The 12,663-nt window shown below is 60.5% G+C and carries 10 protein-coding genes; 9 read left to right on the top strand and 1 reads right to left on the bottom strand.

From position 1 onward, the window contains the following. The first annotated feature begins 6 nt into the window (after nt 1-6). From ACQZ5G_RS24435 to ACQZ5G_RS24415, 5 genes are all read left to right on the top strand, one after another. On the top strand, nt 7-495 hold the full coding sequence (locus tag ACQZ5G_RS24435; protein WP_448735565.1) for a hypothetical protein: 489 nt from the start codon (nt 7-9) through the stop codon (nt 493-495). Between the two features lie 114 nt (nt 496-609). Then, the gene (locus ACQZ5G_RS24430) at nt 610-2,382 is read left to right on the top strand and encodes an SLC13 family permease (RefSeq protein WP_448739257.1); all 1,773 of its coding nucleotides are present in this window, start codon (nt 610-612) and stop codon (nt 2,380-2,382) included. Between the two features lie 212 nt (nt 2,383-2,594). After that, nucleotides 2,595-4,052: a glutamate--tRNA ligase gene (gltX, locus tag ACQZ5G_RS24425; protein WP_269830150.1), complete on the top strand. Its 1,458-nt coding sequence runs from the start codon at nt 2,595-2,597 to the stop codon at nt 4,050-4,052. A gap of 250 nt (nt 4,053-4,302) precedes the next feature. Further along, a complete protein-coding gene (gene lysS, locus ACQZ5G_RS24420; protein WP_448739258.1) occupies nt 4,303-5,802 on the top strand; it encodes a lysine--tRNA ligase in 1,500 nt (499 codons plus the stop codon). Between the two features lie 305 nt (nt 5,803-6,107). Next, the gene (locus ACQZ5G_RS24415; RefSeq protein WP_448739259.1) at nt 6,108-7,847 is read left to right on the top strand and encodes a patatin-like phospholipase family protein; all 1,740 of its coding nucleotides are present in this window, start codon (nt 6,108-6,110) and stop codon (nt 7,845-7,847) included. 54 nt (nt 7,848-7,901) lie between these two features. Here ACQZ5G_RS24415 and ACQZ5G_RS24410 read toward each other — a convergent pair whose 3' ends face one another. Continuing rightward, the gene (locus tag ACQZ5G_RS24410) at nt 7,902-8,804 is read right to left on the bottom strand and encodes a hypothetical protein (protein ID WP_448742686.1); all 903 of its coding nucleotides are present in this window, start codon (nt 8,802-8,804) and stop codon (nt 7,902-7,904) included. A gap of 314 nt (nt 8,805-9,118) precedes the next feature. Here ACQZ5G_RS24410 and ACQZ5G_RS24405 point away from each other — a divergent pair, with 314 nt between their 5' ends. Genes ACQZ5G_RS24405 through ACQZ5G_RS24390 form a run of 4 tightly spaced genes read left to right on the top strand, consistent with a single transcriptional unit; the run spans nt 9,119 to nt 12,606 of the window. Beyond that, nucleotides 9,119-10,009, top strand: coding sequence for a metal ABC transporter substrate-binding protein (locus ACQZ5G_RS24405; RefSeq protein WP_269830154.1), 891 nt, complete (start codon nt 9,119-9,121; stop codon nt 10,007-10,009). After that, nucleotides 10,006-10,914: a manganese/iron ABC transporter ATP-binding protein gene (locus ACQZ5G_RS24400; protein ID WP_448739261.1), complete on the top strand. Its 909-nt coding sequence runs from the start codon at nt 10,006-10,008 to the stop codon at nt 10,912-10,914. The genes ACQZ5G_RS24405 and ACQZ5G_RS24400 overlap by 4 nt, the downstream gene beginning before the upstream one ends. Beyond that, complete coding sequence (locus ACQZ5G_RS24395; protein ID WP_448739262.1) at nt 10,895-11,755, top strand: metal ABC transporter permease; 861 nt, start codon at nt 10,895-10,897, stop codon at nt 11,753-11,755. The genes ACQZ5G_RS24400 and ACQZ5G_RS24395 overlap by 20 nt, the downstream gene beginning before the upstream one ends. Beyond that, a complete protein-coding gene (locus ACQZ5G_RS24390; protein ID WP_448739263.1) occupies nt 11,752-12,606 on the top strand; it encodes a metal ABC transporter permease in 855 nt (284 codons plus the stop codon). Before ACQZ5G_RS24395 ends, ACQZ5G_RS24390 begins: the two co-directional genes overlap by 4 nt. Nucleotides 12,607-12,663 lie beyond the last annotated feature (57 nt).

The raw sequence follows: 12,663 nt of genomic DNA, 5'->3' as shown, positions 1-12,663 counted from the left end.
CGCCGCATGCGGGCCTTGCGCTACCAAAACCGGACAAAGCGGTGTCGACATCCCGCACCGCCCGGAGGGGAAGAGAACATGGCTTTCGTCATCAAAGCGGAAATCTCAAATCCCGACGCGGAAACCTTCGCATTCGCCGCACAAAAAACCATGTATGGCGGCAAGACCATAACGGAAGGCGACACCGTTTTTCTGTTTGCCAGTGAAAATGAGGGCGGGCATGGCCTCATCGCGCGCGGCACGGTGACAAGCGCCCAAGCAGTTGCCCGCAAACCCGGCATCGCGCGACAGACACCCCGGGTCGATCTCACCATAAAACGAACCGCAACCGCTCTGCGCCCGCTGGGTCGTGCGGAACTTCGCGACTTCCGTGACTGGGACGACGGGCAGCCCGGAACCGAGCTCAATTTCAAGCTTTATCGCCAGGCGACAGACAAGATCGTCGGCATCTCTGACCGGGCAGCAGATTATATCGACAGTTTTTTCATGCAATGAAACGATATGCGCCTGCGGGAGGAACTCCCGTTGCGCACTTGCGTTGATGGATACGTTCCTTACAAAAAAGCAGATACGATTCCATCTCCCCGCATGCGAAAGTAACCCGCCCAGATGACGACAGACCAGATCCTCGCCTTCACCGTCATCGCCGGCATGATGGTCGCGTTCATCTGGGACAGGCTGCGTTACGATGTCGTCGCCTGCAGTGCGCTGCTCGTGGCGGTGGCGCTCGGCGTCGTGCCTTTCGAAAAAGCTTTTTCCGGTTTTTCGGACGATATCGTCATCATCGTCGGCAGCGCGCTGGTGGTCAGTTCGGCGGTGGCGCGGTCGGGCATCGTCGATATGACGATCAAGAAATATTTCCCCGAAATGCACTCCAAGAGCCTGCAGCTCGCCTTCCTGATGATCGTCGTCGCCGTCATGTCGGCCTTCATCAAGAATATCGGCGCGCTCGCCATCATGATGCCGGTCGCCTTCCAGTTCGCCCGCAAATCCGGCAGCCCGGTCTCCTATTATCTGATGCCCATGGCCTTCGCCGCCCTGCTGGGCGGTCTGATGACGCAGATCGGCACCTCGCCCAACATCGTCGTCTCGCGGCTGCGCGAGGAAATGATCGGGCAGAGTTTTTCGATGTTCGACTTCACGCCCGTCGGCGCGGGACTGACCGTCATCGGCATCATCTTCCTGACCTTCGGTTACCGGCTGCTGCCGGTGCGCAACCGCCAGCAGGCATCGGTGGAGGATATTCTCGACCAGTCCGCCTATACCGCCGAAGCCACCCTGCCCGCCGACAGCACCCATGCGGAGAAGCCGCTGCGCGAATTGCTGAAACAGGCCGACGGCGATGTGATCGCCAGCACCATCCTGCGCGGACCGCGACGCATCTCCCCCTTCCCCGACGTGACGCTGAAGGCGGGCGACACGATTCTCCTCGAAGGCAGCCCGGAGGGGCTGGACCGCATCGTCTCGCAGGCGAAGCTTCTGCTTTCCGGCAAGCCGCTGATGGAAAACGGCCAGAAAACCGCAGATCTCATTTCCATGGAAGCGGTCATCAGCAATGAATCGGTTCTGAACGGCATTTCGGCGCGTGAACTCGCGCTGTCCTATACGCGTGGCGTCAATCTGATCGCCGTCAGCCGGCGCGGCCAGCGCGTCAGCCAGCGGCTCTCCGAGCTGACATTGCAGGCGGGCGACGTCATTCTTTTGCAGGGCAGCCGCAAGAACCTGCCGCAGGTATTGCAGGAATTTTCGCTCTTGCCGCTGGCGCAGCGGGAAATCCTGCTGGGCGTGCAGCGCCGCGCGCTTTTGCCCGTCATCGTGCTCGCCGCCGCCATGATCGCCGCCGGCAGCGGGTTGCTGCCGGTCTCCGTCGCCTTTTTCGCCGCCGCCTTCATGATGATCGTCGTCGGCGCCATCCCGCTCACCGAGGTCTATAAATCCATCGACGGGCCGATCCTCGTCATGCTCGCCGCCCTTATTCCCGTCAGCGACAGCCTGCGTACCAGTGGGGCAAGCGAACTGATCGCCGCCTGGCTCGGCCATGCCGCACAGGGATTGCCGCCCTTTGCGGCGCTCGGCATGATCCTGCTCACCGCCATGGCGGTGACGCCTTTTCTCAACAATGCCGCGACCGTGCTGGTCATGGCCCCCATCGCCGCCGGTTTCGCCACCACACTCGGTTTCCGGCCGGAGGCCTTCCTGATGGCGGTGGCTATCGGCGCGGGCTGCGATTTCCTCACCCCCATCGGCCACCAGTGCAATACGCTGGTCATGGGTCCCGGCGGTTATCGCTTCAGCGACTATCCGCGCCTTGGCCTGCCGCTGTCGATCATGATCGTCATCGCCAGCATTCCCATGCTGCTTTACGTCTGGCCAGTAAGCTAGGACTCTCAGCTGGGATGCTGAACCAGTGCGGGCTTCGTATTTCCTTGACGCCTGCGGCAGAATATGGCCTAAGCCGAAGCCGAACGGGAATGTGCAAAAGGCGCTTTCATTGCGTCTTCCAACATGATTTCCTGCCGCATCCAAACGAAAACATCGTGACAGAAGGGTGAAACCGCCCCGACGTCACTGCCACGTCACGACGAGTGAATTTCATGACCACTTCCGGCGTTCGCGTCCGCATCGCACCTTCCCCCACCGGCGAGCCGCATGTCGGCACCGCCTATATCGCGCTGTTCAACTATCTCTTCGCCAAGAAACACGGCGGCGAGTTCATCCTGCGCATCGAGGATACCGACGCCACCCGCTCGACCCTCGAATATGAGCAGAAAGTGCTGGAAGCCCTGCGCTGGACCGGGCTGACCTGGTCGGAAGGCCCGGATGTCGGCGGCCCTTACGGTCCCTACCGCCAGTCCGAGCGCAAGGCCATGTACTGGCCTTATGCCGAAGAGCTGCTGGAAAAAGGCCATGCCTTCCGCTGTTTCTGCACGCCCGAGCGGCTGGAAGAAATGCGCGAGGCGCAGCGAGCCGCCGGCAAGCCGCCGAAATATGACGGCCATTGCCTCAATCTCAAGGCCGAGGAAGTCACCGCCCGCGTCGCCGCCGGCGAGCCCAACGTCGTGCGCATGAAAATCCCGACCGAAGGCTCGTGCGATTTCCACGACGGCGTTTATGGCGATGTCTCGATCCCGTGGGATTCTGTCGATATGCAGGTGCTGATCAAGGCCGACGGCATGCCGACCTATCACATGGCCAACGTCATCGACGACCATCTGATGAAGATCACCCATGTGGCGCGCGGCGAAGAATGGCTGGCGTCTGTGCCCAAGCACATTCTGCTTTACCGTTATTTCGGCTGGGACCAGCCCACGTTCATGCATCTCTCGCTGATGCGCAACGCCGACAAGTCGAAGCTTTCCAAGCGCAAGAACCCGACCTCGATCTCCTATTATTCCGCGCTGGGTTACCTGCCGGAAGCGCTGATGAACTTTCTTGGCCTGTTCTTCATCCAGATCGCCGAAGGCGAAGAGCTGCTGACCATGGACGAGCTGGCGGCGAAGTTCGACCCAGAAGCGCTGTCCAAGGCCGGCGCCATCTTCGACATCCAGAAGCTGGACTGGCTGAACGGCCGCTGGCTGCGCGAGAAGCTTTCGCCGGAAGAATTCATTGCCCGCACGCTGGAATGGGCGATGGAAAATGCCCGCCTGACCGAAGGCCTGAAGCTTGCCCAGAGCCGCATTTCCAGACTCGGCGAATTGCCGAACCTTGCCGGCTTCCTGCTGGCGAGCGATGTCGGCCTGACGCCGGCTTCCTTTGCCGGGCTCAAAAGCAAACCCGAGGAAATCCACGAAATCCTCACCACGGTTGCCGCCGACCTCGAAAAAATGCCGGACTGGAATGTGGAAGCGATCGAGGCCGAACTGCGCGATGTCGCCGAACGCACCGGCAAGAAGCTGCGCGTCGTGACGCCGCCGCTGTTTGTGGCCATGTCCGGTTCCTCGCGCTCGCTGCCGTTGTTTGACTCGATGGCGCTGCTCGGCCGCTCCGTGGTGCGCCAGCGGCTGAAGATGGCGATTGCCGTTGTGGCCACGATGGTGGGCAGCGGAAGCTGATAGTTATGTGCTGGCGGTGACGCCGGCATACTGAATATACCCCTTTGCTTGGGGCTTACCCCCCTCTGCCCTGCCGGGCATCTCCCCCTCAAGGGGGGAGATCAGGTGCCGCACCCGCTCGTTCCATGGGCACGGTGCCCGCCGCTTGTCGATCTCCCCCCTTGAGGGGGAGATGTCCGGCAGGACAAAGGGGGTAAGCCCGGAGCGCATAGGGCAACCGCAACGAACAAGGCCGCTGAAGGCGAATACGATGAACGACAAGACGACCGAAACCACCGCCCTTTCCTCCGACGCCACCGAAGTGCGCCGCCAGAAACTCGCGCTGCTGCGCGAACAGATCGGCGATGTCTATCCGGCGCATTTCCACCGCACGCTGACCAATGCGGAGCTGGCGGAAAAATACGCCGATATCGAAGCCGACGTCGAAACCGGCGATACGGTGACGGTGGCCGGCCGCGTTTATTCCTCGCGCAATTCCGGCATGTTCATGGATATCCATGACGCCTCGGGCAAGGTGCAGATCTTCTCCCACAAGGATACGACGCCGGAAGCAGCGCGCAACCTTTTGCCGATGATCGATATCGGCGACATCATCGGCGTGACCGGCAAGGTGCGCCGCACCAAGCGCGGCGAGCTGACGATCAACGCTGAAGAAATCACCATGCTGACGAAGTCGCTGCTGCCGATGCCCGAAAAGTGGCATGGCGTCTCCGACATTGAGCTGCGTTACCGCAAGCGCCATCTGGATATCCTCTCCAACGAGGAATCCAAGCTGCGCTTCCTGCAGCGCTCGAAGATCCTCTCCGGTATTCGCCGCTTCATGGAGGCCGAAGGCTTCCTCGAAGTGGAAACGCCGATGCTGCAGACCATCTATGGCGGCGCGACGGCCGATCCGTTCAAGACCTTCCACAACACGCTGAAGATGGACATGTATCTGCGCATCGCGCCGGAACTGTACCTGAAGCGCACGCTGGTTTCGGGCCTCACCGACAAAGTCTTCGAAATCAACCGCAACTTCCGCAACGAAGGCGTTTCCACAAGGCACAATCCTGAATTCACCATGATGGAGTGCTACTGGGCCTATGCCGATTACGAGGACATCATGGGTCTCGTGGAGCGTCTGTTCGAGACGCTGGCGATTGCCCTGCACGGCACGACCGAAGTTGAATTCCAGGGCCAGACCATCTCCTTCAAGGGCCCGTTCAAGCGCGTGCCGATGCCCGACGCGGTGAAGGACGCGACCGGTATCGACTTCCTTGCCATCAAGACCGACGAGGAAGCCCGCGCCGCCGCCAAGGCTGCCGGTTTTGCTGTCGAGAAGGACTGGACCTGGGGCGAATGCCTTGCCTTCATCTTCGAGGAGAAGGTGGAAGGCACACTGATCCAGCCGAGCCACGTGACGCATTTCCCGAAGGACATCTCGCCCTTCGCCAAGGAAGTGCCGGGCGAACCGCGCCTCGTCGAGCGTTTCGAAAGCTATTGCAACGCCTGGGAAGTGGGCAACGCCTTCTCCGAACTCAACGATCCGGAAGAACAGCGCCGCCGCATGGTGGAGCAGCTGGAGCAGGCGCACGCCCGCGGTGAAAAGGACAAGCAGCTGGACGACGAATTCCTCGACGCCATCGACCAGGGCATGCCGCCCGCCGGCGGCCTCGGCATCGGCGTCGATCGCCTGATCATGCTTCTGACCAACGCCCCGTCGATCCGCGACGTCATCCTCTTCCCGGCCCGCCGCAACAAGGCGGACTGATCGGACGAAACCTGGGGCGGCCTCACGGCCGCCTTCCGCGCCCCAACTTTCTCGTTAGTGGCGACGGGGCGTATTTTCTTGACGTCGGAGAGTGTGGCGAGGTTTCGCCCCGTTTGTCTGTCGGTTTTCCTCTCCATAGATAGACGCTCGCAAGTAATTATCCGGCTTTCAGCGAACGGATCGCGTCAGTTTATTTAACTTTCAGTAGAATATACTGGCGATATCGCCTCAACTTGTGATACCCATTCTCCATCATTCGCATTGTGTTTGACGGCTTTCGATCAGGAGCCGCCGGGGAGATACGCATGCCCGAGAATGAGCTTCCCAAATACCAGCCCGATATGTTCGCCGCACCTGAAAAGGAATGCGACGTGGTGATGAAAGGCGGCATCACCTCCGGTGTCGTTTATCCCTATGCCGTTCTGGAACTGGCGCGCCGGTATCGCTTCCGCTCGATAGGCGGCACATCGGCCGGGGCGATTGCCGCCGCCTTTGCGGCGGCGGCGGAATATTCCCGCACGGTCAGAAACGACCCGGATGGTTTCACCCGCCTGCAGGCTCATTGCGATACGATACCCACTATTCTGGACAGGCTTTTCCAGCCGCAGCGCCGTTTTCGCCCGCTGATGCGTTACCTGCTGTGGGCGCAGGCCGGCGGCTGGCCGGGCAAGGTTTTGGGCTTGCTTCTGGCTTTTCCGCTGGCAGCCATAGCTGGCATTGTCATCGGCGCCGGCGCCTTGTGGGTTCTGGGCGGCGGTTGGGCCGGGTCGGTTCTCGGCGGATTGGTGGGAATGCTGGCCGGCATCCTCGGCCAGATCCTGTGGCTGGTTTTCTACCGGTTGCCAAGAGACGGCTTCGGTTTCTGCTCGGGACTAACGGTTTCCGATGCCGAGGTTCCGGGCCTGACGGAATGGCTTCATGCATCGATCCAGGACATCGCTTTCGGCAGCGATGCCGCAACCGCGCCACCGCTCACCTTCGGCGACCTCATCGGCGCGGAGCCGGAGAAGCCGGTCATCAACCTGAAGATGGTCACGACGAACCTGTCGATGCGGCGGCCGCACACGCTTCCGACCACCAATCTCATGGTGGCTTACGACCCGACGGAATGGAGCCAGCTCTTTCCCGCGGCCGTGATGAACTGGCTGAAGCAGATCGCAACACCGGGCGGCCCCTTTCCCGAACTCAAGGCTTTTCCGGAACCTGCACAGTTGCCCGTCATCATCGCAACGCGCATGAGCCTGAGCTTCCCGGTGCTGTTCAAGGCCATTCCGGCCTATACCAACGATCGCGGCACGCTGGATATCGTGCAGCGTCTCGGCGGCAAAGCGCGGCCCGTCATGAAGGCGAAAATCTGGTTCTCCGATGGCGGCATCAGCAGCAACTTTCCCATCCATCTTTTCGATGCCCTGCTTCCGTCGCGTCCCACTTTCGCGCTTAGCCTCGATGAATTGCCGAAATCCATCGCAAGTAGCGGCAAGCGCGTCACGATCCCGCAGGCCGCGGGCGAAGGGATCGGCGTGCCCGTTCACAAGATGGAAAAAATGAGCGGCTTTCTCGGCAGCATCCTCAGCTCGGCGAAGGACTGGCAGGATCAGTCGCTCGCCACCATGCCGGGCCAGAGAGAACGCATCGCCCGCGTTTTCCTCAACGAGGAGGAAGGCGGGCTGAACCTCACCATGCCGCCGGAACGCTCTGCGAAGCTGATGAGCTACGGCCTCGAGGTCGGGTCGCTCTTCGCCAATGGCGCGCTGGATTTCGACGAGCATCGCTGGCGACGGACGCTCGTTGCCTATGATCGGCTGGAAGACACGGTGTTTGCGACTGAGCGCCTTTGGAACGAAGGCAAATATCAAGACTGGCTGACGGGCTATATCGACGAGATCAAGAGCTACGAGGCCGTGACAAAGGGTGATCGGGAAAAGCTGATCGCCCGCATTGCCGCCTTTGCCGCCCTGTCGCAGAGTTTCTCTCCGGCAATCGTTAACAAACGGAAGAAATTTCCAAATCCCGCTGGCCGCCTGCGGATCGGGCCGGATATCTGACAAGCGAGGTATTCGGTCGCCGCAAGGATTCGGGGAGAAACCGCCCTCGCCCGTTTAGTGGCTCGCGGCCTTTTTCTCCGCACCGGGTTCTTCCGCCGGCGCATTTTGGGCAGCCGGCTTTTCTTCCGCCGCCTGTGCGGTCGTCGAGCCTTTGCCGAAGATCAGCGATTTCAGATAAGACAGGCTGAAGATGCTGCCGCCATCGGCTTCCGGCGTCGAGGTCAGAAGTTCGTCGGCAGCCGGTTCACCATGCGCTTCGGGAGATGGGGTTTCGCCATGATCGGCCCCACCGTCCTTGGCCTCCGCCGGCGCGCCGCCATGGCCGCCCGCGCCGTCATCTTTGGTTTCGCCGTGTCCCGTCGCACTTTTCGCGGGTTTTGCTTCATGGCCTTCGGAACCGCCATCGAGAGCCGGGGTCGCACAATCGGCCGAATCGCTGAGGCTTGCCGCCAGCGCCTCGGCATCTTCCAGCGGCAGATCGATACGCAGGCCGTAAAACTGGCCGCCGGCATTGGCGGCGCCATCGTAATAAAAGGCCGAATAACGATGGGCATCCGCGCCTTCGGGAATTTTTGCCGGATCGGGAATGAAAACCACCTGTGCGGCAATGGCACGGCCACGCATTTCCGAACGCAGCTGCGGACCGTTCTTGTCGAGCACGGAGACCTGAACCAGATCGGGTTTCTGCTTGTCGTAAACTGCCCTTGCGACACGAAGCGCAGTCTTCAGCCGCTCTGTGCCGTCACCGCCCTGGGTGCGAATGAATTTGCGGATCCATAGAGAACCGTTCTTGCGGATATTGACCGTCTGGACCGCGTCGCAGGAAAGCCCGTTGGTGGAGGCGTAGGATGGGCCGAGCAGCCGCTCGCTGCCGATAAACACGGCAACAGAGCCGGTCGCACCCGCCAAAAGCAGGATCCCGCCTCCAATCATAACGAGCTTGCGCGAAAACCGCATTCGTCCGAATACAGCTTTCACCCGCAACATCCTGACATCAAGTACCCCGTCTTACGCCCTCACCCCAAAACGTGGCTCGAAGGATGAGGAACACACGCGGGACAAGCTCCGGACCACGCTGTCCGAGCCTTGCGATAGTGCCGCTTTCTCATTGAAAAAAGTTTAATCCCGCCGGCGCAACACCGGCAAAAACGCACCATTTTCGGACATTTGCGAAATGCGCTAATTTGCGAATGATTTGCAATAGCGTTGACAAGCGTGATTTTATAACAGATGGTATTGCGAATTAATCGCAACAAAATCTGGTGAGCCCCGTGAACTTCCATAAAATCCGCCACGCCATTTTCGCTTTTTCGCTTTTTCTTCCCGGCGTCGCCCTTGCTCAGGAAAAACCGACCGTCGTGACGACCTTCACCATCATCGCCGATATGGCGCGCAATGTGGCGGGCGATGCGGCCGAGGTGGAAAGCATTACCAAGCCGGGCGCTGAAATTCACAACTACCAGCCGACACCGCGCGATATTCTTAAAGCCCGCAAGGCCGATCTGGTCTTGCGTAACGGCCTCAATCTTGAATTGTGGTTCGAAAAGTTCCTGGCCAACCTCTCCGGCGTGCCGAGCGTGACGGTGAGCGACGGCGTGGAACCCATGGCCATCAGCGGCGGCGCCTATCAGGGAAAACCCAATCCGCACGCCTGGATGTCCCCCGATAACGCCTTGATCTACGTGGAAAATATCCGCAAGGGCCTGACCGAAATCGACCCCGCCCATGCCGATGTCTATGCCACCAATGCCAAGGCCTATTCGGACAAGATCAGAGCCACCGTGCAGCCGATCCGCGACACGCTTTCTGTTCTGCCTGAAAACAAGCGCTGGTTGGTAACGAGCGAAGGCGCGTTTTCTTATCTCGCCCGCGATTTCGGCCTGAAGGAACTGTTCCTGTGGCCGGTCAATGCCGACAGCCAGGGCACACCGCAGCAGGTGCGCGGCGTGATCGACGCCATGCGCGAGCACAATATCCACGTCATATTCAGCGAAAGCACGGTTTCCGCCGATCCCGCCCAGCAGGTGGCCAAGGAAACCGGCGCGGCCTATGGCGGCATCCTCTATGTGGACTCGCTGAGCGAGGCGGACGGCCCGGTTCCGACCTATCTCGACCTTTTGCGCGTGACCAGCGAAACCATCGCCAAGGGGCTGTCTTCATGAGAATGGGCAGTAAAAAATCAGGCGGCGGCCTGACGGTTCAAAATGCGACAGTGACCTATCGAAACGGCCACACCGCATTAAGAAATGCCAGCTTTTCCATCCCCCGCGGAACGATCACTGCACTTGTCGGCGTCAATGGCGCCGGCAAGTCCACGATTTTCAAGGCGATCATGGGTTTCGTGCCCTTGGCCGCCGGCTCCGTCTCTATTTTCGACCTGCCGGTGAAGGAAGCGCTCCGGAAAAACCTCGTCGCTTATGTGCCGCAGGCCGAGGAGGTGGACTGGAGCTTTCCGGTGCTGGTGGAGGATGTGGTGATGATGGGCCGTTACGGCCACATGAATTTCCTGCGCATTCCCTCGAAACGCGATCATCACATGGTCGAAGAGGCGCTGAAACGCGTCAATATGCTCGATTATCGCAAGCGTCAGATCGGCGAACTCTCCGGCGGGCAGAAGAAGCGGGTGTTTCTGGCCCGCGCGCTGGCGCAGGAGGGTCAGGTGATCCTGCTGGACGAGCCTTTCACCGGTGTCGACGTGACGACGGAAGAGCAGATCGTCGCGCTTCTGAAGGCGCTGCGCGACGAGGGCCGCGTCATGCTGGTCTCCACCCATAATCTCGGCAGCGTGCCGGAATTCTGTGACCGCGCCGTCTTCGTCAAGGGCACGGTGCTGGCATCGGGCAAGACGGCGGATACCTTCAACGAGGAGAACCTGCAAAAGGCCTTCGGCGGCAGCCTGCGTCACTTCGTGCTTGGCGGGGCAGACCTGCATAACGACGCCGATCCGCGCCGGGTGAAGGTCATCACCGATGACGAGCGGCCTTTCGTGATTTACGGCAAGAACGGCCAGACCGGACATGATCCGCAGGCTCCGAAAGAAAAAGTCGATGATAAACAGCCTTCTTGAGCCTTTCACCTATGGTTACATGCTGAACGCCATCTGGGTCAGCGCACTGGTGGGCGGCGTCTGCGGCTTTCTCTCGGCCTATCTGATGCTGAAGGGCTGGTCGCTGATCGGCGACGCGCTTTCCCATGCGATTGTTCCGGGCGTGGCGGGCGCCTATATGCTGGGCCTGCCCTTTTCGCTCGGCGCGTTCCTTTCCGGCGGGCTTGCGGCCGGCTCCATGCTGTTCCTGAACCAGAAGACGCGGCTGAAGGAAGATGCGATCATCGGGCTGATCTTCACCTCGTTTTTCGGGCTTGGCCTGTTCATGGTGTCGCTCTCACCTACCTCGGTGAATATCCAGACCATCGTGCTCGGCAATATTCTGGCGATCACCGCCGAAGACACCATTCAACTCGCGCTGATCGGCGGCATCAGCCTCATCGTGCTGGCGCTGAAATGGCGTGACTTCATGGTGGTGTTCTTCGATGAGAACCACGCCCGCACCGTGGGGCTGAAGCCGGAAGTGCTGAAGGTGATATTCTTCACCCTGCTCGCCGCCTCCACGGTTGCCGCCCTTCAGACCGTCGGGGCCTTCCTCGTCGTTGCCATGGTGGTGACGCCCGGCGCCACCGCCTATCTGCTGACCGACCGTTTCGAGCGGCTGATCCTGATGAGCCTCATCATCGGCGCGACCACCAGCTTCGTTGGCGCTTATCTCAGCTATTTCCTCGACGGTGCGACCGGCGGCGTGATCGTCGTGCTGCAGACGGCGATATTCCTTGCTGCCTTCGTTTTCGCGCCCAAGCACGGGCTTCTCGCTTCCCGCGCCAAGGCCCGCAGGGCGCTGGAGGAGACGCCATGAGCGACTATCTCGAACTCGCCATCCTGCCGTTTCAGCTGCCCTTCATGCAATATGCCTTCATCATCACCCTGATGATCGCGGTTCCCATGGCGATGCTCTCCTGTTTTCTGGTGCTGAAGGGCTGGTCGCTGATGGGCGATGCGGTTTCCCACGCCGTGCTGCCCGGCGTGGTGCTGGCCTATATCGTCAACATCCCGCTTTCCATCGGCGCCTTCATCGCCGGCATGATCTGCGCGCTCGGCACCGGTTTCATCAAGGAAAACAGCCGCATCAAGGAAGACACGGTGCTCGGCATCGTCTTTTCCGGCATGTTCGGGCTGGGGCTGGTGCTTTATGTGAAAGTGCAGAGCGATGTGCATCTCGACCACATCCTCTTCGGCGACATGCTGGGCATTGCGCCGTCGGATATGCTGGAGACGGGCCTGATCGCGCTTTTCGCCACGCTGTTTCTCGGCATTCTGCGCAAGGATCTGCTGGTCAACGCCTTCGATGCGCAGCATGCGAAAGCCATCGGCCTGCCGGTGCGTGTCCTGCATTATGGCCTGTTGATGGTTCTGTCGCTCACCGTCGTCGGAGCGCTGAAAGCGGTGGGTATCATCCTCTCGGTCGCCATGCTGGTCGCGCCGGGCGCAATCGCCTTCCTGCTGACCCGGCGTTTTTCCGCCATGCTGCTGGTGGCCATTGCGGTGGCGATAACCTCATCGCTGGCAGGCATATGGCTGAGCTTCCTCATCGACAGCGCGCCGGCTCCCACCATCGTCATGTTCATGAGCCTTGCTTTCGTCGCCACCTTCATCCGCACCATCTGGAATGCCCGCCGGATCGATGCGGCGCGTGAAACGGGTTTCTAGAGCACTTCCAGGAAAAGTGGAGCCCGGTTTTCCGTCCGGAAATGCGCCAAAACAAAG

The sequence above is a fragment of the Agrobacterium sp. 22-214-1 genome, from assembly GCF_053522465.1.
This window is presented reverse-complemented; position numbering and strand designations above follow the sequence as displayed.

Coding starts and splice junctions, on each gene's coding strand:
- ACQZ5G_RS24415 (WP_448739259.1), top strand. CDS start 6,108: ATGCCCGAGAATGAGCTTCCCAAATACCAGCCCGATATGTTCGCCGCA.
- ACQZ5G_RS24435 (WP_448735565.1), top strand. CDS start 7: ATGCGGGCCTTGCGCTACCAAAACCGGACAAAGCGGTGTCGACATCCC.
- ACQZ5G_RS24395 (WP_448739262.1), top strand. CDS start 10,895: ATGATAAACAGCCTTCTTGAGCCTTTCACCTATGGTTACATGCTGAAC.
- ACQZ5G_RS24390 (WP_448739263.1), top strand. CDS start 11,752: ATGAGCGACTATCTCGAACTCGCCATCCTGCCGTTTCAGCTGCCCTTC.
- ACQZ5G_RS24400 (WP_448739261.1), top strand. CDS start 10,006: ATGAGAATGGGCAGTAAAAAATCAGGCGGCGGCCTGACGGTTCAAAAT.
- lysS (WP_448739258.1), top strand. CDS start 4,303: ATGAACGACAAGACGACCGAAACCACCGCCCTTTCCTCCGACGCCACC.
- ACQZ5G_RS24430 (WP_448739257.1), top strand. CDS start 610: ATGACGACAGACCAGATCCTCGCCTTCACCGTCATCGCCGGCATGATG.
- gltX (WP_269830150.1), top strand. CDS start 2,595: ATGACCACTTCCGGCGTTCGCGTCCGCATCGCACCTTCCCCCACCGGC.
- ACQZ5G_RS24410 (WP_448742686.1), bottom strand. CDS start 8,804: ATGCGGTTTTCGCGCAAGCTCGTTATGATTGGAGGCGGGATCCTGCTT.